Origin of the sequence: Variovorax paradoxus EPS, assembly GCF_000184745.1 — a bacterium.
GTDB classification, from domain to species: Bacteria; Pseudomonadota; Gammaproteobacteria; order Burkholderiales; family Burkholderiaceae_C; genus Variovorax; species Variovorax paradoxus_C.
In genome coordinates this window covers 6018604-6039278 of sequence record NC_014931.1, presented here as the reverse complement: position 1 = coordinate 6039278, position 20675 = coordinate 6018604, and the positions used below count along the sequence as shown (strand labels likewise).

The following is a 20675-nucleotide window of genomic DNA, read 5'->3' as shown; positions in this document are numbered from 1 at the left end:
GCTCATGGTTTGCATCGCTGGCCGGACTTGCAATCCGCCGCGACCTCGGCCAGCGCCGATGGCTGCGGCGCGGGGTCTGGTGCCTTGCTGCGCCTGAGGAGGGCGGTCAGCAGGTCGGTGTCGGGATCGGGCTTGCTGGGGCGCGATGCCGTCTGTGCGGCGTTGTTATTGGCGCGCTTCGGCGTCTTCGATGCATTGGCTGCCGTCTTGACGGGCTTGCCGTCGGCCGCGCGCACAGGTTGCTTCGACGAAGCGACTTGCGTCGGCTTCTTTGCGGCTGCAGCAGTCATCGTCGTCTTCTCTGCGCGTGGCGGATTTGTTGTGGCCGCGGCGCGCGCCGACTTGCCCGAAGGCGGAACGACCATGGGCTGCGCGCCGATCGCAGCGAACGGTGTGGATTGCTGTTGGTGCTGAGAGTGTGAGGACGTGTCGCCTTCGACGATGCGTGCGGTTGTCGGTTCAGGCGCTGCAGCGGGTGTCGTTGTACTGGCGGGAGCGGGTGTTTCGGGCGCTGGCCGCGCAACGGGTGAAGCCTCGGCTGCCGGTGCGGGTTTCACTGGCGTAGCGGTTGCGACGTTCACCGATGCATCGGTGCGTTTCGATTGCAGCTGATAGGTCGTGGCACCTGCAACGCCGATCAATAGTGCGAGTGAAGCCCACACGCTCGGTCGCTTGAAGAAGGACTTCTCACCGCTCTCGCGGCCGCCGAGCTGCGCGAGCACGCGCGTGGATTCCGCATTGGGTGCTGTTGCAGACGATGCGTCCGCGGCGGAAGTGCTGGAACCGAGCAGGCTCGGCCGTCCCTTGTTGTCGTCTGGCGCGCCCATCATGGATGGGTGGTCCCGAAAGCAGGCATGTTTTTTCTCCCCGCGGCTTATGGTGTGACCGACGCAACGTTGCAACTTGGATGCAGTTGTTGCGGCGAGCGGTTCGAAGTGTTGTGCGACTCATACAATGAATTGCACTCTTCGAACACCGTTGATCTTCTTCGCTCTCTTTTGTTATTTTGCCTTGATGGTGGCTGCGCTTGCCATCTTCTTGTTCCCTTCTTTTCGTGAGCGTGTGTTGCGAGCCACGATCACTTTGACGACTGCAACTGCAGTCTTTTTTATCAAGTTAGGCCATCGATTCGGACTTGTGTCCGAAGCAAGTTTTCAGTTGGTGCGAGATGGCGGTTTGGGTGTGCGTACTTTCGCCGTACGTCATCGTTATCTGTTGTTGTCGGGCATGGGCTTGCTCGTCATTCCGGTGATGTTGAGCGTGGCCTTCGGAACCGGACGCGTCCTGTTTTTTGATGACTCGACGGCGACAAGCGATCCGAAGATCGAGGCGCTTCTTAAGGGCGAGCAGCTCGTGCCGCCGCCTGCGCTGCCACCTGAAATCTTCGCAACCGCAGAGGTCGAACAGGTCCGTCCGCTCACCAAGGAAGGCAGTCGCGACTGGGCCGTGCTCGATGCGGACTTCCGCAATCGCCTGCTCCTGGTCTACAAGATCATGAAAGAGAAGCACGGCTACGACCTCGCGTTGCTCGAGGGTTATCGCAGTCCCGAACGGCAGGCCAAACTCGCTGCGTTGGGCAACACGGTGACGCTCGCCAAGGCGAATCAAAGCTATCATCAATATGGACTTGCGGCAGACAATGCGTTCTATCGCAATGGCAAGCTGGTGATCTCGGAAAGAGACCCGTGGGCCATGGAGGGCTACCGTCTTTATGGCGAGGTGGCCGAGTCCGTAGGGCTTGTGTGGGGTGGTCGCTGGTCTTCAATCAAGGACTACGGTCACGTGGAGTACCGCAAGCCCGGTTTCAAATTGCCACGCGACTGAATGCCGGCACGGCATCGGTCGCATCGACAAACCAACGAGGCAAGCAAGGGGGAGTTCGAATGGAAGAGGATCAACCCACCGCGGACAACGATCGTCCGTGGATCGTCCTGCACGACAAGACCGACCACGGCGGCATCGTGATCACCGCGTCCGAGAACACGAGCATCGACGAGCGCCGCGTCGCACGCATCGGCGACCTCGTGTCGTGTCCGCGGCCCGGCCACGGCATCAACCCCATCGTGACCGGCAGCCGCTACGTCATGCTCGACGGCCGGTACGTTGCGCGGCATGGCGACAAGGCCCGCTGCGGCTGCACGTTGCTCTCCAGCCAGATCGCTTCCGCATCCGAATGACAAAGGCCGCTTCGTTGGCTGCAGGCACGGCATGCGGCATCGCGTCCGCGTGCGTCGCCGCCTGACAGAGGCATCGACGAGTCCTTGATGCTGGCGCGCTTGGTCAAGCCCACCCTCATGTTCTCCGCCGTGTTCATCACGGTGTGGGTGATCGTGGTCGTCTACTGGAACTACACGGCGCGCATGCCGAGCACGAGCGACATCGCGCTCTATCTCGTCGTGTTGCCGCTGGCGCTGGTGGTGTTCTATCTTGTGCTGCGGCGGATCTTCGCGAGCCCGCCGCCCGCCGTTGCGTTGCCTCCGACGGCGCGCGGAGCATCCGCTGCAACGGGTGCCGCCGCGTCGACGGGGGCAACGGCCGATGCGCAACAGCAAGAGCGTCTTCAGATGGCTGTGCTCGCATTCGCTCTTCACACGCCGCGCGGCAACGATGCCGACGCGGTAGCCACCGCGGTCGGCCAGGCGCAAGCGCCCGAGCTGGTGCCTGAGCTGCGCGACGGCGAAGGCTTTCCCATGCTCGCGGGCTGCGTCGCCGGCCTCGACGCGAACGAACTCCGCGAACACCTGCGCGAGACCCTGCGGCCCGCACCGGAAGCTTTCGATGCCGATGCGCTGACCGACGACCGACTGCGTGCCATCCACTTGATGTCCGACGTGCTGCAGGAGCTGCTGGCTTCTGCCACCGATGCGATCCTGAATGCCGGCGATGCCCTGTCCGTGCGAGCGCCCGGGCGTTTCGTGTCGAGCGGCGAAGTCATTCCCGGGCCGGCTGCCGCGCCGTACTTGTGCATCTCGCTGCTGTTGCCGGGCGCATGGAGCGAGAGCGAGCGCGCGATCGCCACGCAATGGGTGCAGCAACTCGCACGCGAGGCCGATCCCTCGCAGCACTGGACCGTCGACTGCTTCAAGAGCGAAGCCGGCGTTTCCGCGATGGCGCTGCTCGACCGCATCAACCTCGCGCTTCACCGAGAACAGCGGCCCGCGCTGTGGATCGCATTGGCCGCCGACTCCGCGATTTCCAACGAATGCATCGCCCGTTGGGAGGCCGAAGGCCTGCTTCATTCCGCGGCGCGCCGCAACGGTCGCGTGCCTGGCGAAGCAGCCGCGGGCCTGCTGCTCGCGCGCGCCGGCGATGGGCTGTTCGCGCAGCCGCACGGCTTGGTGCTCTCGCGCAGCGCAAGCGGCCAGCGCGACGAGTCCGCCGACACCGCGCGCATGCCCGACGCGAGCCTGCTCGATCTCTTCGCCCAGCGCCTGCTCTCCGCTTCGGCCGTGCAGCCCGACACCGTCGACTGGGTCGTGAGCGATGCCGATCACCGCACAAGCCGCGTCACCGAAGTCGCCAAGCTCGTGCAGGAGCGGCTGCCGCACGTGCCCTTCGAAAACAACCTTTCCGTCTGCGCGAGCCTGGGCCATCTGGGGGCCGCGGCCGACATGACCGCCGTGGCACTGGCGTGTCACCTCGCCGTGCGAGATTCACGGCATGTGCTCGCGCTGTCCGTGCAGGACGCGCGCGCCCGGACGGCCATGCTGGCCGGCCCCGCGAGCCCGCCGACCCCTCCGAACTCCGTACGACAAGCCACCTAAACCGGACCGATTCCAGAAACATCTATGCGGCGATTCTTCAGTTTCCTGGCCGATCCGCGCACCCTCTCGGTGATCGGCGCCATCGCGCTCGGCGCGTTCCTCCTGATCGGCGCGCAGACGCTCGAGATCGGCGCGATCTGGGCGGTCGGCATCTTCGCCGTGCTGCTGCTGTTGTGGCTGCTCGTGTGGTTCATCCGGCGCATGCGCACCCGCTCGGCCAACCGCAAGCTCGGCGACATGCTCGAAGACCAGGCCGATGCCGCCGTGCGCGACAGCGATCCCGAGCGCAAGGCCGAGATCGACGAGCTGCGCGGGCGCATGGTCGAGGCGGTCAAGACCATCAAGACGTCCAAGATCGGGCAGATGTCGGGCAGCGAGGCGCTGTACGAGCTGCCCTGGTACATGGTCATCGGCAACCCGGCGGCGGGCAAGAGCAGCGCCATCCTGAATTCGGGCCTGCAGTTCCCGTTCGCCGACAAGGGCAACGCGGTGATCCAGGGCATCGGCGGCACGCGCAACTGCGACTGGTTCTTCACCACCGAAGGCATCGTGCTCGATACCGCGGGCCGCTATTCGATTCACCAGGAAGACCGCAAGGAGTGGTTCGGCTTTCTCGACCTGCTCAAGAAGTACCGGCCGAAGGCGCCGATCAACGGGATCATCATCACGGCGAGCATTCCCGAGCTGATCGGCAGCCGGCCCGATTTCGCGATCCAGCTTGCGAAGAATCTGCGCCAGCGCATGCAGGAGCTGACCGAGCGGCTCGAGGTGTTCGCACCGGTCTACGTGATGTTCACCAAGGCCGACCTGATCACCGGCTTTGCGGAGTTCTTCGGCGACAGCGACAAGATGGAGCGCGACCGCGTGTGGGGCGCATCGCTGCCCTACGACGGCGACGAGAAGCAGGACGCGGTGGCCCTGTTCGACAAGCGCTTCGACGAGCTCTACCTGGGCCTGAAGGAAATCAGCGTCTCGCACTTCGCGAGCCACCGCGGCAGCGATCCGTCGCCCGAGCTCCTGATCTTTCCGCTCGAATTCGCAGCCATCAAGCCCGCGCTGCGCGCCTTCCTCGCCACGCTGTTCGAGAGCAATCCGTTCCAGCACAAGCCGGTGTTCCGCGGCTTCTACTTCACCAGCGCATTGCAAGAGGGCACGATGCGCAGCCTGTCGACCGAGCGCATCGCCAAGCGTTTCGGGCTCACGCTGAACAACGCGGCCAGCAAGTCCAAGGAAATCTATTCGCAGAACGGATTCTTCCTGCGCGACCTGTTTTCCAAGGTGATCTTTGCCGACAAGAAGACGGTGCGGCAGTTCTCCAGCCCGGTGAAGGCCCGCGTGCGCTACGTGAGCTTCTTTGCCTTCGTCGCCGTGCTGGGGCTGCTGCTCGGCGGATGGACCTGGTCGTACCTGGGCAACCGGCAGCTGGTGGAGAACGTGCAGGCCGACCTCGACAAAGTGGTCAAGCTGCAGGCCAGCGACAACGGGCTGCGCACGCGCTTCGAGGCACTGGGCATCCTGCAGGACCGCATCGAGCAACTCGAGAAATTTCGCAACGACCGTCCGCTGTCGCTCTCGCTCGGCCTCTACCAGGGCAACCAGCTCGAGGACAAGCTCGTCGCCGAGTATTACGGCGGCGTCAAGCAGCTGATGCTCGCGCCGGTGTCCGACAACCTGCAGGCGTTCCTTCGCGAGGTCAACGCGCATCCGGAACGGCTCCGGCGTGCCGATGCAGCGGGCAACCCTGCCGCGCCGGTCGCTGTGTCGGCCGCCACGCCGGCAACGCCGCCCGCTGCAGAGAGCGGCGGCCTGTATGCGGGCTCGTCGCCGGCCGATGTGCAGGACGCCTACAACGCGCTCAAGACGTATCTCATGCTGTCCGACAAGCGTCAGGTGGAGACCGCGCACCTCACGGACCAGATATCGCGCTTCTGGCGCGGCTGGCTCGAAAGCAACCGTGGCGACATGCCGCGCGCCGCGGTCATCCGCGACGCCGAACGCATGATCACTTTCTACCTGCGCCGCGTGGGCGACGACAACTGGCCCGCGCTGGCCGACACCAACCTCGCACTGGTCGAGCAGACGCGCGACAACCTGCGCCGCGTGGTGCGCGGCATGCCGGCGCGCGAGCGGGTGTATGCCGAGATCAAGGCGCGTGCCTCCACACGCTTCGCTCCAATGACGGTGGCGCGCATCCTGGGCGCGACGGCCGGCGCCGAGAGCGAGGGCACCATCGCCGGCAGCGTCGCCATCTCGGGCGCGTTCACGCGCGAGGCCTGGCAGCAGTACGTGGACGACGCCATCCGTGATGCCGCCAACAAGGAAACATCGAGCAAGGACTGGGTGCTCAACGTCGCGGGCAACGACGACCTGACGCTCGAAGGCAGCCCCGAGCAGATCCGCAAGACGCTCGCCACCATGTACAAGCTGGAGTACGCCAAGGAGTGGCAGCGCTTCCTGCAGGGCATCGCGGTCAAGGACATGGGCAGCTTCGAGCAGGCCGTGGTGGCGATGAACCTGCTGGGCGATCCGCAGAACTCGCCGATCCGCAAGGTCTTCGACACCGTCTACGACCAGACCTCGTGGGACAACCCATCGCTGGTCAATGCCGGCCTGCAGCAGGCACGCACCGGGGCGCTGAACTGGTTCAAGAACCTCTTCAGTCGCGCCACGCCTTCGCAGGTCAACGTGAACATCGACGCGAGCGGCAACCGCACCGAGATTCCGATGGGCCCGATCGGCCGGGAATTCGCGGGCGTCGCGCGCCTGGTGGTCGAGCGCGACAACACCTCGCTCCTGCGCGGCTACCTCGGCACGCTGTCGAAGCTGCGCGGGCGCTTCAACCAGATCAAGAACCAGGGCGACCCCGGACCGGGCGCGCGCCAGCTGATGCAGCAGACGCTGGAAGGCAATGGCTCCGAGCTGGCCGATGCGCTCAAGTACGTCGACGAGCAGATGCTCACCGGCATGGACGCGTCGCAGCGCCAGGCCCTCCGGCCTTTGCTGGTTCGGCCGCTGCTGCAGGCCTATGCGGTGACGATCCAGCCGACGGCGGTGGAGGTCAACAAGATCTGGAGCGCGCAGGTGCATCAGCCGTTCCAGCAGTCGCTCGCGACCAAGTACCCGTTCGCCGCGGGCGCGAAGATCGAGGCTTCGCCGGCGGAGATCGCGCAGTTCTTTGGTCCCGAAGGCGCCATCGGCAAGTTCGTGACGACGACGCTGGGCTCGCTGGTCATCCGCCGCGGTGACCTGCTCTCGCCGCGCGCCTGGGGCGACCAGGGCCTCACGCTGAGTCCCGATTTCGTCAACGGCTTCTCGCAATGGGTCGCGCCGCTGTCGGGCGCCGCGGCTGGCGGAGGCGCCGGTGCCGCGCAGCCGCAGACGCTGTTCCAGATCCTGCCGCAGCCCGTCTCGGGCCTGACGGAATACATGGTCGAAATCGATGGCCAGCAGCTGCGCTACCGCAACACGCCGCCGCAGTGGTCCAACTTCGTGTGGCCCAACGCGCAGGGCACGCCGGGCGCGCGGATCACCGCCGTCACCTTCGACGGGCGCACCGTCGAGCTCATCAACGAGCCGGGTAATTTCGGGCTGGAGCGGCTGCTCAGCACGGCCCAGCGCACGAAGTTGCCGGACGGCAGCTTCGAGCTCACCTGGGCGCGCGACAACGCGAGCGTGACCGTCAAGCTGCGCGTGATCCAGAACACGCAGTCGGGCGGCACGGGCGGCGATTCGCCGCAAGGCAAGGGGCTGCGCGGCACCGTGCTGCCTTCGTCGGTGGCGGAGATCGGCGTGCCTGCGCAATCGCGCGCAACGCCTGCGGCAACGGCACCGGGGGCACCGGCGACATCGGCACAGGGAGTTGGCAAATGAGCGCGCTGCAGGCACAACAGCTGTGCTACTTCGGCAAGTTGCCCGGCCGCGGCGACTTCGTGAAAGGCCTCTACAACCCACAGCTCATCAAGGTGTTCGACAACTGGCTGTCGCAGACCATGGAGATGCTGTCGGAAGACCCGCGCTGGAAGATCATCTACGACAACGCGGCGCCGATCCATTTCGTCTGCCTCGGTTCGCGCAGCCGCGTGGCCATCGCGGGGCATCTGAAAGCGAGCCGGGACGAGTCGTCGCGCCGCTATCCGTTCCTCGCCGCCACCTCGGTGGAAGTCGACGAGTCGCTCGACTTCATGCGCGGTGCGCCGATGCTCGTCGGCCCCTATTGGGACCGCATGGCGGTGCAGGTCAACGCGCTGGCCGAAGGCACCGACCTCGACGGCGAATTGAAGCGCTTCGAGGCGCTCGATCCGGCCATCGAGACGGGCTTCAAGAAGTCGGCCTCACGTGCCACCTACGCGGCCTTCACGCGCGAGACGAGTTTGCTGCGCATCGAGCAGATGCTCAACTTCGACGGCCACAAGGTGTCGCTGCGCCGCGCCATCCTGGCGCTGGGCTTGCTGCTGCAGCCGGTGATGGCGAGCGCGGTGTCGCACCTGGAAAAAGGGCTCACGCTGCCGCTGCCGCGCGACCCGATCGACCGCTCGCTTATCGCCACGTTCTGGCTCGAGCTGGTGTCGCAGTTTCTCGCCAAGGCCGATTTCGAGCTGGTGCTGATGGCCACCGAAATCGACGGCCGCTCGCGCCTCGTGATCGGTTTCAACGGCCTGTCGCCGCGCAGCCTGCAGAGCGTGCTGCATCCGCAGGTCTACACCGAGCACAACATCGACATCGACAACCCGGAGTGGGTCGAGGACACCATCCACAGCAACTACGCGATGTTCAAGCTGGTGAGCTACCTGGACCAGCCGCAGCTGCCGCTGGACATCGTGCTTGCGGCTTTTCGCGAAGTCTTCATCGGGGAATGACACGGTCATGAAAAGTTATTTGCGCGTTTTGTCGTTCACCCTGGGTCTCGTAATGGTCGGCGCCGTGCAGGCCCAGACGGCAGCCGCTCCCGGCGCCCGGGTCGAAACCACGCCAGCGGCCAGCGCCAAGGGCGAGCAGGTCGTGGCCGGCGGGCAGGTGCCCGACGAGGCCACGCGCGTCGCCGTCATCGAGGCGCTGCGTCGCATCTACGGGCCGAGCGGCGTTGTCGACAAGATCGAGGTGGTGAACACCGTGAGCATGCCCGCCAACTGGTCGGCCAATGTGCAGCGGCTGATCACGCCCGCGCTCAAGGACATCCATCGCGGGCAGTTCCAGATCGAGGGCACGCAGATGGCGTTGAGCGGCGAGGTCGGCAACGAAGCGCTGCGCCAGAAGATCGTGAGCGACATGGCCAATTCGCTCAACCCGACCTACACCATCAAGAACAGCCTGCGCGTGCCGGTGTCGGAGCAGATCACGGTCGACCAGGCGCTGGCCAACCGCACCATCGAGTTCGAACTGGGCAGCGCCACGCTCACGCGCAAGGGCCGAGACATCCTCGACGAAATGGCGCCGATCCTGCAGAAGCTCACGAACAAGTCGGTGGCGGTGATCGGCCACACCGACAACGCCGGCAGCCGGGCGTCGAACCTGGCGCTGAGCCAGTCGCGCGCCGAGGCGGTGAAGGGTTATCTCGTGGGCAAGGGGATCGATCCGATGACGCTCACGACCTCGGGCGTCGGTCCGGATCAGCCGGTGGCGAACAACGCGACCGACGAAGGCCGCTCACGCAACCGGCGCATCGAGTTCCGGGTCGGGCGGACCTGACGATCGGGCGCTCGGCGACCTGCGTTCGCGGGTTGCCGTTCAGCGCGACTCGTCGTCGTTCTTGGGCAGGTCGAGCAGGTCCACCAACTGGGCCAGTTCCTGCTCGTTCTTGATCACGTTGCGCAGCCACGCGTGCAGCGGCATGTCGGCCCAACGCGCGGCCTTGTTCGCCATGTAGGCAGCGGGGCTCGAAGGCTCGGTCTTCTCGAAATACGCCGCCACTTCCTTGAGCTGGGCAATGGCCTGTGCGCGGCTGTGGATGCCGGGCGGCAGCGCGGCGGGTGCCGCCGCCGGCGCGTGATGCGGCACCACGGCATCGAACACCGGCTCGATGCGCGAGGGCGCGGGCGTACCGGCGGCGGCCGGCGCTGCTGCGGGCGCGGTCGGCGCGCCGCTGTCCATCGGCACGCCTGCTTCGCGCGCGAAGCGCTCGACCGTCTGGCGGATGGCCGCGGCCGCATCCTTGGCGGCGCGGAAACTCGGGCCGTTGGAGGCGGTGCGTTCGTCGAACACGGCCTCGAACTCGGCCAGCGCCTGCTCGCAGGCCTGCACGTCGCGATGCGTCTTCTGCAGGAACTTGGCGGGCGTTGCGCGGCGGATGCGGTCGAATTGCTCGACCGTCACCTTGTTGCGCTGCAACTCGTCGGCCTGCGCGGGCGTGCGGCGGATGCTCTGGTCGAGCGCGAGTGCGGTCTCCCAGACCAGTGCGCCGTAGCCGGTGTGGGCATCGCTCACGATGGGCGCGCGCTGCAGCAGTTCGACGGAACGCCCGATCAGCCACGTGACGTTGCCCACGCGCATCTCGATGTCGCCGCCCTCGGGCAGCGGATGCAGCTGGTCCCAGTACTGCTGGCAGAGGCCGGTGAGCAGGCGGTAGCCATCGGCCAGGCCCTCGAAGCCGCGCTGGCTGGCCAGCGCGTCGGTGAGCCACACGGCAAGCCGCAGGTCCTTGGTGGAGTCGCGCAGCAGCTTCTCGCACTCGGAGATCACGAAGGGCCAGTTGGCTTCCTTCAGCTCGATGACCCACTCGCCCTGCTCGAGCGACGGGTCGTCGTGCTTGCGCGCCTCTTGAATGGCGTCGAACTGCCGCGAGAACAGCATGTCCTCGCCGCAGGGCGAGGCTTCCGAGATCGGGGCCAGCAGGGCCGGCAGGTCGAGCCGCGTCGTCATGGCAGCGAGATCGTCAGGTTGGCCTGGCGCGGGCCGAGCTTCACGATGTCCTGGTAGCTCGCGAGCGTGCCCTGCGTGGTGCTGCCGATGTGGGCCGAGAGGCCGATGAAGCCGAGCAGTCCGATGAGCGCGAACAGTGCGGCCACCACCCACTGCGGCGCCTCGCGCTTGAGCGAGTGCGAGATCAGGTCGGGCAGCGGCCAGTGCGGTGCGAAAGGCGTGCGCTTGCCGCGGGCGTTGGCGATCTCGTCGCCCACGCGCGCGGTGAGATAAGCCAGCTTCTCGGTGCCGTCGATGGCGTACTTGCCCTGGAAGCCCAGCAAGAGGCACATGTAGAACACCTCGAGCGTCTGGATGCGCGCGGCGCCGTGCGCCCGCTCGACCTCGAGCATCTGGAAGAAGTTCTCGCCGGCCAGCTGGTCGCCGAACAGTGTGAGCTGCAGCGGCCGGCGCTCCCACTCGGAGCGGATCGCGAACTCGGGTGCCGAGAGCACGAACTCGTCGATGGTCGCGCAAAAGGCGTACTTGGCCGCGTGGATCTGCTCGGCCGTCGCGTCGAGCTTGCGCGCGTTGCGCTCGAACTCGCCCAGGTAATTGCGGATGCCGGTGAGGAACTGCTCGGTGGTCGCGGGCTGCTGCTTCTTCTTCAAGAGGAACAGCATCACGAAGCCGTCGTACAGCAGGTCGAGCAGGCTTGCGCCCGCGTCGGGGGCGGCGCCCGCGGGCGTGAACGACGCGGCGGGTGCGTCGGCGCCGAGCAGGGAGGGGGCCTTGTTGATGGTGGTGTTCATTGCGATCAGAAGATCAGCCGGTCACGGCAATCAGTTCGAGCTGCATGTCGGGAATGCCGGCCGGCGCGTAGATGGTGACGCTCTGCGCCTGAAGCATGCGGTCGTACAGCTGGCTCTTGCTGTCGATGGAGAAGTAGCAGGCACCCGCGCGGATCGGAATGGCCGGCGGCACCTGCGGCGCGTAGACGATGCGCACGCCCGGCATGGCCGAGAGCACCAGCTTGTCGACGTCTTCGGGCGCGCCGATCTTGAAGCGCTGCGGCACCGCCTCGGCCAGCTCGGCGGCCGGCATGCTCGCGGTGACCGACATGTAGAACACGGTCTTCTCGTCGATCTTTCCGGAATCCAGGCGCCCGAGGTAGAAGGCGTTGCGGGTTTCGGTGAGCGCGATCGCGAAGTAGCGCGTCGAGATCACCGTGTCGAGCAGGTCGCGCACGATGCGGTCGAGTTCGGCGAAGGCAGGGCCCGGCTTCTCGTGGTCGTACACCGGCAGGTCGTTGAGCGAATAGGTCTTCGCAAAGGTCATCAGCGCGCCGGCCAGGCTCAGCAGTTCCTGGAACAGCCGCTCCGGATGCAGCGACGGGTGATGGAACAGGTGCGAGAGCGAAGCGAATGCCGAGTTGGCCGTGTGCAGCAGCCAGAACGAGGCGATGTCGCCCGAGCGGAACTCGATGATGTTCTTGCTCGGCTCGCGATGAATGCCATAGAGCGAGTTGACCTTGGCCTGCAGCACGTCCAGGAGCCGCCGCAGCTGCTGGAAGATCGTGGCCGAGGCGTCGATGGAGGTGCACGGCGGCACGAAGCTGCGGTCGATTTCGAAACCGCCCGCGGCGGTGCGGCGGATGCGGATCACCGGGATCGACACGAACTGCTCGCGCGGCTCGGTGTCGGCCAGGAGCTTCACGCTCTTGCGCAGGAACACCACCTCGGCGCTCACTGCGTTCGTGAAGAGATCGAGCGATTGCGTCGCGTCGCTGGTGTAGCGCGCGGCGAAGCCTTCTTCGTTCGGGTCGGTGTAGTTCTTGCCCAGCTCCTTCACCGGGTGCAGCACCAGGTAGAAGGTGATCTCGTTCTGGCCCGGGTTGAGCGTATCGAGCGAGATGGGCGGGGGCAGCGCGTCGGCCTGCGGTGCCGAGTAAGGCTCGCCGTCGGGGAACACCAGCGACAGCTGCGAGGCGCGGAGCATGCCGCTCGCGAGCGCGTCCAGGTCGAAGCTGATGGAGCGCACGCCCCAGAAGTACGGATGCAGCGTCTGCGCCGTGGCGCGCAAGCGTGCCTCGTGGTACGCGTCCTGGCGCTGGAAATGCTGGGGGCGTAGAAACAAGCCCTCTCCCCAGAGGACCTTGGCGGCATAGCTCACGGCGGATCAGCTCCCTCAATTTTTCGGCAGTATCGCATCGTAGTTTGCTGGTGGACAAGCACGTCGGGCGGATCAAGCCGGCGAGGGCCGGCAGGTCACCGGGCCCAGCAGGTTGAGCGCGTTGCCGGTCGCGGCGCCGCCCTGCGCGTTCTGCTGACCGACCACCGCGCCCTGCGTCACCGTCAGCGCGCAGGCATGCGCGCCCATCACGATGCCGGTCTTTTCCGCGTCCGCGGCGTTGAAGGCGAAGCGCCAGCGCTGGGCGTCGGGCGAGTGGAACAGCACCACCACGCCCACCGCGTTGGCGGTGCGCGGCACGGTCTCGGTCCATGTGTATTGCTGGTCGGGAATGAGCGTGATCTCGCGGCTCTCGACGAGGTCGTCGCCCAGTTGCGTCTTGTCGCGTCCGGGGGTGACGAAGGCATCGAACGACGACTGGTAGAAGCCCGTCGTTTCCTTCAGCTTGTAGATGCGCACCACCACGGCGAGCGGTCGGTTGCGGCTGTCGGCGTTGAGGTTCTTGCCCGCCGCGATCGACATCGACACCTTGCGCGGCGGCTTCTGCGACTCGGGCAACTCGGGCTTTTTCAGGCCGCTCGCCTCCAGGGCGATGTTGGCGATCGTGAGGGCTGGAGAGCTGCACCCGGCGAGCAGGAGCGTCATCAGCAGCGCGCCAATCGTGACTGGTATTTTCATTAGGACTGCTGATGTAACTGCAATCAATTGATGTCATTAGGCTTAAATAATTAGCCCTTTGGTTTCGCAATTAAGCAGTTTGGGTTACGTGACTTTAGTTATTCAAGTGGAAACAAATATGTAGTATCGTGTATTGTCCATTGGCCGCAACGTATTGAATCATTGCGGCCCGCCAAAAAAAGTCAGATCCAAGCGGAGGGATTGTGTTGATTCGAAAGTACATGACTTGCACGATGATTGCTGGTGCCATCGCAGCCACCAGCTTCCTGTCGGGCTGCACCACAACACCAGACGCCGCGGTCGCGCAGTCCGCCGAGGCCTTCAACAAGAGCCTGGCTGAAGCCGACGCCGCCGCAGCCGCTGCCACCGGCGACAAGTCCGCAGCCATCCGCCAGTACCAGAAGATCGCCACCGACAACCCAACCCGCGGCGAGCCGTGGTCGCGCATCGCGCAGATCTACTTCAACGAAGGCCGCTACAGCCTCGCCATCTCGTCCGCCGAGGAAACGCTGCGCCGCGACCCCACCAGCCGCCAGGCCAAGAGCATCACCGCCGTGGGCGGGCTTCGTCTGGCAGCCCGTTCCATCGAGGACCTGGGCAAGGACAACACCCTGAGCGGCGACGTCAACGCCGACGCCTACCGGCTCGCCGCGCTGCTGCGCGAAACCCTCGGCCTTTCCGTGCTGGTGCCGACCGGCGCCGACGCCAAGCCGCCTGTGCGCCGTCCCGTGGCCAGCAGTCCGGCCCCCGCGCCCGCCCCGTCGGCCTCGGCATCGCCTGCTTCGCCGCCCACCCCGGTTGCCGCCGCACGTCCGGTGCCGGCACCGGCGGCGCGTCCGGCGCCTGCCGCCGCACCGCGCGCGGGTGGAAGCGCCAATCCGTTCGATGCGCTCAAGTAAATCTTTTTGGCACATTGAATTGGTTTTCTAAACCAAAGTATTAATTGAATTGCGTGCGTGCTCGCAATAAGACGCACAAAAGTAGTAATTCGTCTCGCAGTCCTATTCGGAAGGTATTGAAGTCATGGCGACCAAAAGACAGAGTGTGCAAAAGCGCCTGCAGAAAGTGCGCCCGCCGCGCGTGCAACTCACGTACGACGTGGAACTCGGTGACGCCATCGAGAAAAAGGAATTGCCATTCGTCGTTGGCGTGGTCGCCGACCTGGCTGGCCAGTCCGAGGTCGAGCAGCCCAAGCTGAAGGACCGCAAGTTCGTCAATGTCGACCGCGACAACCTGGACGACGTCATGAAGGGCCTGGCCCCGCGCGCGGCCTACCAGGTGGAGAACAAGCTCGACGAGCGCGGCGGCACCTTCGGCGTCGACCTCACCTTCAATTCGATGGACGCCTTCTCGCCCGAGGCCGTGGTCGACCAGATCGAGCCGCTCAAGCGCCTGCTCGACGCGCGCACCAAGCTGGCGGACCTGCGCAACAAGATGGCCGGCAACAGCAAGCTCGAAGACCTGCTGGCCGACGTGCTGAACAACACCGAGCAACTCCAGCGCCTGGGGCAGGGCGCCGGCAAGAAGGACGGAAGCTGAACATGACTGCGCAAGCACTTTCGGCATCCAGCGGTGCCGCCTCGCCTGAAGCTTCGGTCGACCTGCTCGACCAGATCGTCGAGAAGAGCAAGGTCGCCAAGTCCGACGCCGAGCACACCCGCGCCAAGGACCTCATCGGCGAACTGGTCAGCCAGGTGCTCGAAGGCTCGGTGATCGTCTCCGACAACGTCTCGGCCATGATCGACGCCCGCGTGGCCGATCTGGACGCGCTCATCTCCGCGCAGCTGAGCGCCGTGATGCACGCGCCCGAGTTCCAGAAGCTCGAGAGCACCTGGCGCGGCCTCGAGTACCTCGTGAAGGAAACGCCCACCGGCACGATGCTCAAGATCAAGGTCATCAACGCCACCAAGCGCGACCTGATCCGCGACTTCAAGGCGGCCGTCGAGTTCGACCAGAGCGCGATGTTCAAGAAGGTCTACGAAGAAGAATTCGGCACCTTCGGCGGTGCGCCCTTCGGCGCACTGGTCGGCGACTTCGCCGTCACGCGCCAGCCGGAAGACATGTACTTCCTCGACCAGATGGCGCACGTGGCCGCTGCCGCCCACGCGCCCTTCATCGGCGCCGCGTCGCCCGAGCTGCTGGGCCTGGAGAGCTTCGACGACCTGGGCAAGCCGCGCGACATGGCCAAGGTGTTCGACACCGTCGAATACGCCAAGTGGAAGTCGTTCCGCGATTCGGAAGACTCGCGCTACGTGGGCCTCACGCTGCCGCGCTTCCTCGGCCGGCTGCCCTATCACCCGCGCGAAGGCACGGTGGTCGACAGCTTCAATTTCGTGGAAGACGTCGACGGCACCGACCATTCCAAGTACCTCTGGTGCAACGCCGCCTGGGCGTTCGCCACGCGCCTCACGGCCGCGTTCGACGACTTCGGCTGGTGCGCCGCGATCCGCGGCGTGGAAGGCGGCGGCCTGGTCGAAGACCTGCCCACGCACACCTTCAAGACCGACGAGGGCGAGATCGCCCTGAAGTGCCCGACCGAGATCGCCATCACCGATCGGCGCGAGAAGGAACTGAGCGACCTGGGCTTCATTCCGCTCGTGCACTGCAAGAACTCCGACTACGCGGCCTTCTTCGGTGCGCAGTCGCTGCAGAAGCCCAAGAAGTACAACACCGACAGCGCCAACGCCAACGCGGTGCTCTCGGCGCAGCTGCAGTACATCTTCTCCGTGTCCCGCATCGCGCACTACCTCAAGGCCATGATGCGCGACAAGATCGGCAGCTTTGCCTCGGCACACAACGTCGAACAGTTCCTCAATCGCTGGATCGCGCAGTACGTGCTGCTCGACGACAACGCGACGCAGGAACAGAAGGCGCAATTCCCCTTGCGGGAAGCGTCCATCCAGGTGGGCGAAGTGCCCGGCCGGCCTGGTGTCTACCGTGCGGTCGCTTTCCTGCGGCCCCACTTTCAACTGGATGAGCTGTCGATTTCACTGCGCTTGGTCGCCGATCTGCCGAAGTCAGTGAATAAGTAAGAAGAGGCGGATCGGACGCGCGGCCGAGGGGCTGCGCATCAACACGTTAACTGTCAGTCAATCAGTCAATCAATCAAGAAGGGGAAGAAACATGAAGGATATCTACGTCAAGTTCGGCAGCCCGGCCATCAACGGCGAGTCGCAGGACAAGGACCACAAGGACTGGGTCGAGGTCAGCTCCTGGCAGCACAGCATCGTGCAGCCGCGTTCGGCCACCGCATCGACCGCCGGCGGCCACACCGCCGAGCGCTGCGAGCACGGCGAAATGATCTTCACCAAGGACATGGACGTGGTCAGCCCGCTGCTGTATCAGCACGCTTCGGGCGGCACCACCTTCGACGAGGTGACCGTGCAGTTCTACCGCGCCGACGGCGAAGGCAAGCGCGTGCAGTACATGGAGATCAAGCTCAAGTACGTGCTGATCGCCAGCGTGAACCCGAAGGTCGTGAGCAACGACGTGGCCAGCGTGCCGAGCGAGACCTTCTCGCTGAAGTACGCCGCCGTGCAGTGGAAGTACACGCAGCAAAAAATCGGCGGCAACCAGGGCGGCAATTCGCAAGGCGCCTGGAGCCTGACCAAGAACGACAAGACCTACTCGGTCTGACGCCCTTCGGGCCATGTCGACCGCGGCGCGAGGGCCGCGGTTTCTTTTTGGCGCCGCCCATCACGCGCGGCGCCCATGCCCGATATCCAAAGCACGAGGCGAGAGACCCATGAATGGATTCGAACCGGGCTTGCTCGACAAACTCTTCGATGACGACTGGCGCGGGCCGGCTTCGCCGGTGCTCAGGCACCTGTCGCTCGAAGAGGTCAAGAACATGGTCGCGCGCGACCTCGAATCGCTGCTCAACACGCGCATGGTCTTCAACGACGCGAAGCTCGAGTCGTTTCCCGAGTGTCGGCGTTCCGTCATGACCTACGGCCTGAGCGATTTCTCGGGCCTGAGCCTTGCGAGCCACTACGACCGCTCGTTCATCTGCCGCTCGCTGGAGCAGGCCATTGCCCGCCACGAGTCGCGGCTGCGCGACGTCGTCGTGACGCTCGAGGTCGACGGCCAGACCAGCACCAACATGCTCTATTTCGGAATCACCGCCCTGCTCGTGCTGCCCGAGCTCGCCGAGCCGGTGAACTTCGACGCGATGCTGCAGCCCACGACGCTGCAGTACTCGATCACACGCGGCACCGGCAAGAGCCGCTCTGCCTGAAGCGCCACGCCATGGATGAATTGCTGCCCTTCTACGAACGAGAGCTTGCGTTCCTGCGCGGCTACTCGCAAGAGTTCGCCAAGGGCTACCCCAAGATCGCGGCGCGCCTGGCCATCTCCGCCGACAGCAGCGAGGACCCGCACGTCGAGCGGATGATCCAGTCGTTCGCGCTGCTCACCGCGCGCATCAGCAAGAAGCTCGACGACGACTACCCCGAGCTCACCGAGGCGCTGCTCGAGGTGCTGTACCCGCACTACCTGCGGCCGTTTCCTTCGTGCTCGATCGCGCAGTTCGATGCCGGCGGCGCGGCGCTCGCGAAGCTGAGCAAGCCCGTCACCATCGCGCGCGGCACCGAGCTCACCTCGCAGCCGGTGCGCGGCGGCGCGTGCCGCTTTCGCAGCGTCTACGACGTGACGCTGGCAGCCGTGCAGGTGTCCAACGTGGTGTTCCATTCGGTGGTGAATGCGCCCGCGCATGCCTCGCTGCCGCGCAACGCCACGGGATGCCTCTCGATCACGCTCGAAGCCACCGGCGAGCAGAAGTCGCTCGGCACGCTCGCGCTCACCATGGCGCGCTTGCGCACCTTCATCGACGCCGAGCCCTCGCTCGCCACCGCGCTGGCCGATGTGATCTTCCTGAAGACGGCCGCCGTTTTCGTGGAGCCCGAGCGCAGCGGCAAATGGACGCAGGTGCAGGGCGAGGCGCTGCATCCGGTCGGCTTCGACGAGGCCGATGCGCTCATCGAGCTGCCGCCGCGTTCGCACCCCGCCTACCGGCTGCTGAGCGAATACTTTGCGTTCCCCGAGAAGTTCAACTTCGTCGACATCGACCTGGCGAACGCGCTGCGCCACATCGGCTCGTGCCGCTCGATCACGCTGCACCTCGTGATGACCGGCGTGCGCGCCGATTCGCCCACGGCGCGTTTGCTCGAAGGCGTGTCCAGCCGCAACCTGCGCCTGGGCTGCACGCCCGTCATCAACCTCTTCAAGCAGCGCAGCGATCCGATCCGCGTGACGCACGCCGCGGCCGCATATCCGGTGGTGGCCGATGCGCGCCGGGCCTTCGGCTTCGAGGTCTACAGCATCGACTCGGTCAAGCTCGTGAAGCAGACCGCCGAGGGCGACGCCTACATCGAGTTTCGCCCTTTCTACTCGCTGCATCACGGCGAGCATCCGAAGGAAGCCGAGCACTACTGGTTCGCGCGGCGCAACGAACTGGTGGCGCAGAAGAGCCCGGGCTACGAGACCGAGCTCTCGATCGTCGACATCGACTTCCAGCCCTCGCTGCCGCAAACGGAAACGCTGAGCATCGACCTCACCTGCACCAACCGCGACCTGCCGCATTCGCTGGCGTTCGGCCTGCCGGGCGGCGACCTGTTCATCGAGGGCAACTCGGTGGCGCGCTCGATCCGCATGCTGCGCCGCCCCACGCAGACGCTGCGCATGCCGCGCGGCAAGGGCGTGCAGTGGCGGCTGGTGTCGCACCTGTCGCTCAACCACCTGTCGCTGGCCACCAGCGGATTGCCGGCACTCAAGGAGATGCTGCGCCTGTACGACCTCGGCCGATCCGCCGTGTCGGCGCGGCAGATCGAGGCCATCACCGGCATCGACCAGCAGGCCACCACGCAGTGGCTGCCGGGCAAGCCCTTCGCCACCTTCGTGCGCGGCATCGAACTCAAGCTCACGGTCGACGAGGCCGGCTTCGTCGGCAGCAGCCTGCAGGCTTTTGCGCGCGTGATGGATCATTTCTTCGGTCTCTATGTGCACCTGAACAGCTTCACCCAGCTGGTGATCGTTTCGGCGCGCGACAAGGAGGAGCTGGTGCGATGCAAACCCCGCAGCGGCGAATCGATCCTGCTGTAGCCGACCGGCTGCTGCGCGAACCGTACCGCTTCGAGTTCTTCCAGGCGGTGCGGTTGCTCGAACTCGTGCTGCTCAAGCGGCAGGAGCGCGACGTGCACCATCGCCTGGTGCCCGGCGAGCGCATGGTGCCGCGCTGGCTGCGCTTTCGCAGCTCGACGAGCCTTGCCTTCCCGCCCAGCGAGATCGAGGCACTGGCGGTGCGCGATGCGGTGGGCCAGCTGGTGTCGAGCGCTGAACTGTGCGAGCCGCCCGTGCAGGGCGAAGACGCGCATGGGCTCGGCCGCATCGAACTCACGCCCGCCTCCTTCGGCATGCTGGGCGTGTCGGGTGCCTTGCCCATCGTCTACACCGAGATGCTGATGCGCCGGGAGCAACACCTGCGCGACAGCTCGGCGCGCGCGTTTCTCGACGTGTTCACCAATCGCGCGACCGCGCTCTTCTATGCGGCCTGGCGCAAGTACCGCCTGCCGCTGCACTACGAGCACGAACGCAGCCGCGCCTATCTGCCGGTGCTGCTGTCGATGGCGGGGCTGGAGCACACGGCCCAGCGCGATCCGCTCACCGACGGCACCGGTACGGTGTTCGACGAAACCGTGGCCGGCTATGCGGCCGCGGTGCGTCATCGGCCGATGTCGGCTGCGTATCTGCAGCGCGTGCTGTCCGACTACTTTCGCAGCAACATCCGCATCGAGCAGTTTCTGGGCAAGTGGTACGACATGCCCGAGCAGCAGCGCTCGCGCCTAGGGGAAGGCAACGTGAGCCTCGGGCAGAACGCGATGGCGGGAGAACGCATCTGGCAGCGCGACCTGCGCATCCGCCTGTGGATCGGCCCGCTCAAGCGCAGCGCACTGCGCGAATTCTTCCCGGGCCGCGCGCATGCGAAGGCGCTCGAAAAAATGCTGGCGCTGCTCGCCGGCGTGACCTGCGAGTACGAGGTGCGATTGATCCTGGCTCGCGAGGAAGTCGCCGCCGTGCAGCTGAGCGACGGTGGCGGCAGCCATCTCGGCTGGGACAGCTTCATCGCCACCGGCGAAGCCGAGAGCGACCGCAGCGACACCCAGTACGAACTCCAGCCCCTGCAGTAATTAATGCAGCAGCAACCGGCAGCGA

18 protein-coding genes are annotated in these 20675 nt (G+C 65.7%); 13 read left to right on the top strand and 5 right to left on the bottom strand.

The window, feature by feature from the left end:
- Window positions 1-2: 2 nt before the first annotated feature.
- Complete coding sequence (locus VARPA_RS31475) at window positions 3-902, bottom strand: hypothetical protein (RefSeq protein ID WP_167330562.1); 900 nt, start codon at window positions 900-902, stop codon at window positions 3-5.
- Window positions 903-978: 76 nt separating this feature from the next.
- Here VARPA_RS31475 and VARPA_RS27690 point away from each other — a divergent pair, with 76 nt between their 5' ends.
- The 6 genes from VARPA_RS27690 (at window position 979) to VARPA_RS27665 (ending at window position 9449) form a co-directional block, all read left to right on the top strand.
- Window positions 979-1824, top strand: a complete 846-nt coding sequence (locus VARPA_RS27690) for a M15 family metallopeptidase (RefSeq protein WP_013543901.1) — start codon at window positions 979-981, stop codon at window positions 1822-1824.
- Between the two features lie 59 nt (window positions 1825-1883).
- Window positions 1884-2177 carry a PAAR domain-containing protein gene (locus VARPA_RS27685; RefSeq protein WP_013543900.1) on the top strand — a complete coding sequence of 98 codons (294 nt, stop codon included), beginning with the start codon at window positions 1884-1886 and terminating at the stop codon, window positions 2175-2177.
- A gap of 87 nt (window positions 2178-2264) precedes the next feature.
- Window positions 2265-3764, top strand: a complete 1500-nt coding sequence (locus VARPA_RS27680) for a hypothetical protein (protein ID WP_013543899.1) — start codon at window positions 2265-2267, stop codon at window positions 3762-3764.
- A gap of 24 nt (window positions 3765-3788) precedes the next feature.
- Window positions 3789-7634, top strand: coding sequence for a type VI secretion system membrane subunit TssM (gene tssM, locus VARPA_RS27675; protein ID WP_013543898.1), 3846 nt, complete (start codon window positions 3789-3791; stop codon window positions 7632-7634).
- Window positions 7631-8620, top strand: a complete 990-nt coding sequence (gene tagF, locus VARPA_RS27670) for a type VI secretion system-associated protein TagF (RefSeq protein WP_013543897.1) — start codon at window positions 7631-7633, stop codon at window positions 8618-8620. The genes tssM and tagF overlap by 4 nt, the downstream gene beginning before the upstream one ends.
- 7 nt (window positions 8621-8627) lie before the next feature.
- Entirely contained in the window at window positions 8628-9449 is an 822-nt protein-coding gene (locus VARPA_RS27665) for an OmpA family protein (protein ID WP_013543896.1), read from the top strand.
- Between the two features lie 39 nt (window positions 9450-9488).
- On the opposite strand, the gene tssA is transcribed toward VARPA_RS27665, so the two are convergent.
- The 4 genes from tssA to tssJ all read right to left on the bottom strand — a co-directional run bounded on the left by tssA (window position 9489) and on the right by tssJ (window position 13466).
- Window positions 9489-10619, bottom strand: coding sequence for a type VI secretion system protein TssA (gene tssA / locus VARPA_RS27660; RefSeq protein ID WP_013543895.1), 1131 nt, complete (start codon window positions 10617-10619; stop codon window positions 9489-9491).
- The gene (gene icmH / locus VARPA_RS27655) at window positions 10616-11398 is read right to left on the bottom strand and encodes a type IVB secretion system protein IcmH/DotU (protein WP_041944055.1); all 783 of its coding nucleotides are present in this window, start codon (window positions 11396-11398) and stop codon (window positions 10616-10618) included. Before icmH ends, tssA begins: the two co-directional genes overlap by 4 nt.
- Before the next feature lie 25 nt (window positions 11399-11423).
- The gene (gene tssK, locus VARPA_RS27650) at window positions 11424-12770 is read right to left on the bottom strand and encodes a type VI secretion system baseplate subunit TssK (RefSeq protein ID WP_013543893.1); all 1347 of its coding nucleotides are present in this window, start codon (window positions 12768-12770) and stop codon (window positions 11424-11426) included.
- A gap of 72 nt (window positions 12771-12842) precedes the next feature.
- Window positions 12843-13466 (bottom strand): type VI secretion system lipoprotein TssJ, encoded by a 624-nt coding sequence (gene tssJ / locus VARPA_RS27645; protein WP_013543892.1) that lies wholly within the window; start codon window positions 13464-13466, stop codon window positions 12843-12845.
- Between the two features lie 233 nt (window positions 13467-13699).
- Between tssJ and VARPA_RS27640 the strand changes: the two genes are divergently transcribed.
- The 7 genes from VARPA_RS27640 to tssG all read left to right on the top strand — a co-directional run bounded on the left by VARPA_RS27640 (window position 13700) and on the right by tssG (window position 20650).
- Window positions 13700-14365, top strand: coding sequence for a lipoprotein (locus VARPA_RS27640; RefSeq protein WP_013543891.1), 666 nt, complete (start codon window positions 13700-13702; stop codon window positions 14363-14365).
- A 124-nt stretch (window positions 14366-14489) separates the two neighbouring features.
- The gene (gene tssB, locus VARPA_RS27635) at window positions 14490-15005 is read left to right on the top strand and encodes a type VI secretion system contractile sheath small subunit (RefSeq protein ID WP_013543890.1); all 516 of its coding nucleotides are present in this window, start codon (window positions 14490-14492) and stop codon (window positions 15003-15005) included.
- A gap of 2 nt (window positions 15006-15007) precedes the next feature.
- On the top strand, window positions 15008-16498 hold the full coding sequence (tssC, locus tag VARPA_RS27630; protein ID WP_013543889.1) for a type VI secretion system contractile sheath large subunit: 1491 nt from the start codon (window positions 15008-15010) through the stop codon (window positions 16496-16498).
- 91 nt (window positions 16499-16589) lie between these two features.
- Complete coding sequence (locus VARPA_RS27625; protein WP_013543888.1) at window positions 16590-17102, top strand: Hcp family type VI secretion system effector; 513 nt, start codon at window positions 16590-16592, stop codon at window positions 17100-17102.
- A 109-nt stretch (window positions 17103-17211) separates the two neighbouring features.
- Complete coding sequence (tssE, locus tag VARPA_RS27620; protein WP_013543887.1) at window positions 17212-17703, top strand: type VI secretion system baseplate subunit TssE; 492 nt, start codon at window positions 17212-17214, stop codon at window positions 17701-17703.
- 11 nt (window positions 17704-17714) lie between these two features.
- Window positions 17715-19565 carry a type VI secretion system baseplate subunit TssF gene (tssF, locus tag VARPA_RS27615; RefSeq protein WP_013543886.1) on the top strand — a complete coding sequence of 617 codons (1851 nt, stop codon included), beginning with the start codon at window positions 17715-17717 and terminating at the stop codon, window positions 19563-19565.
- Window positions 19529-20650, top strand: a complete 1122-nt coding sequence (tssG, locus tag VARPA_RS27610) for a type VI secretion system baseplate subunit TssG (protein WP_013543885.1) — start codon at window positions 19529-19531, stop codon at window positions 20648-20650. The genes tssF and tssG overlap by 37 nt, the downstream gene beginning before the upstream one ends.
- Window positions 20651-20675 lie beyond the last annotated feature (25 nt).

What these genes read in the sequence shown, in the direction of transcription:
- VARPA_RS27685 (WP_013543900.1), top strand. Translation starts at nt 1,884, where the DNA reads ATGGAAGAGGATCAACCCACCGCGGACAACGATCGTCCGTGGATCGTC.
- VARPA_RS27680 (WP_013543899.1), top strand. Translation starts at nt 2,265, where the DNA reads ATGCTGGCGCGCTTGGTCAAGCCCACCCTCATGTTCTCCGCCGTGTTC.
- tssM (WP_013543898.1), top strand. Translation starts at nt 3,789, where the DNA reads ATGCGGCGATTCTTCAGTTTCCTGGCCGATCCGCGCACCCTCTCGGTG.
- tagF (WP_013543897.1), top strand. Translation starts at nt 7,631, where the DNA reads ATGAGCGCGCTGCAGGCACAACAGCTGTGCTACTTCGGCAAGTTGCCC.
- VARPA_RS27665 (WP_013543896.1), top strand. Translation starts at nt 8,628, where the DNA reads ATGAAAAGTTATTTGCGCGTTTTGTCGTTCACCCTGGGTCTCGTAATG.
- tssA (WP_013543895.1), bottom strand. Translation starts at nt 10,619, where the DNA reads ATGACGACGCGGCTCGACCTGCCGGCCCTGCTGGCCCCGATCTCGGAA.
- tssJ (WP_013543892.1), bottom strand. Translation starts at nt 13,466, where the DNA reads ATGAAAATACCAGTCACGATTGGCGCGCTGCTGATGACGCTCCTGCTC.
- VARPA_RS27640 (WP_013543891.1), top strand. Translation starts at nt 13,700, where the DNA reads ATGATTGCTGGTGCCATCGCAGCCACCAGCTTCCTGTCGGGCTGCACC.
- tssB (WP_013543890.1), top strand. Translation starts at nt 14,490, where the DNA reads ATGGCGACCAAAAGACAGAGTGTGCAAAAGCGCCTGCAGAAAGTGCGC.
- tssC (WP_013543889.1), top strand. Translation starts at nt 15,008, where the DNA reads ATGACTGCGCAAGCACTTTCGGCATCCAGCGGTGCCGCCTCGCCTGAA.
- VARPA_RS27625 (WP_013543888.1), top strand. Translation starts at nt 16,590, where the DNA reads ATGAAGGATATCTACGTCAAGTTCGGCAGCCCGGCCATCAACGGCGAG.
- tssE (WP_013543887.1), top strand. Translation starts at nt 17,212, where the DNA reads ATGAATGGATTCGAACCGGGCTTGCTCGACAAACTCTTCGATGACGAC.
- tssF (WP_013543886.1), top strand. Translation starts at nt 17,715, where the DNA reads ATGGATGAATTGCTGCCCTTCTACGAACGAGAGCTTGCGTTCCTGCGC.
- tssG (WP_013543885.1), top strand. Translation starts at nt 19,529, where the DNA reads ATGCAAACCCCGCAGCGGCGAATCGATCCTGCTGTAGCCGACCGGCTG.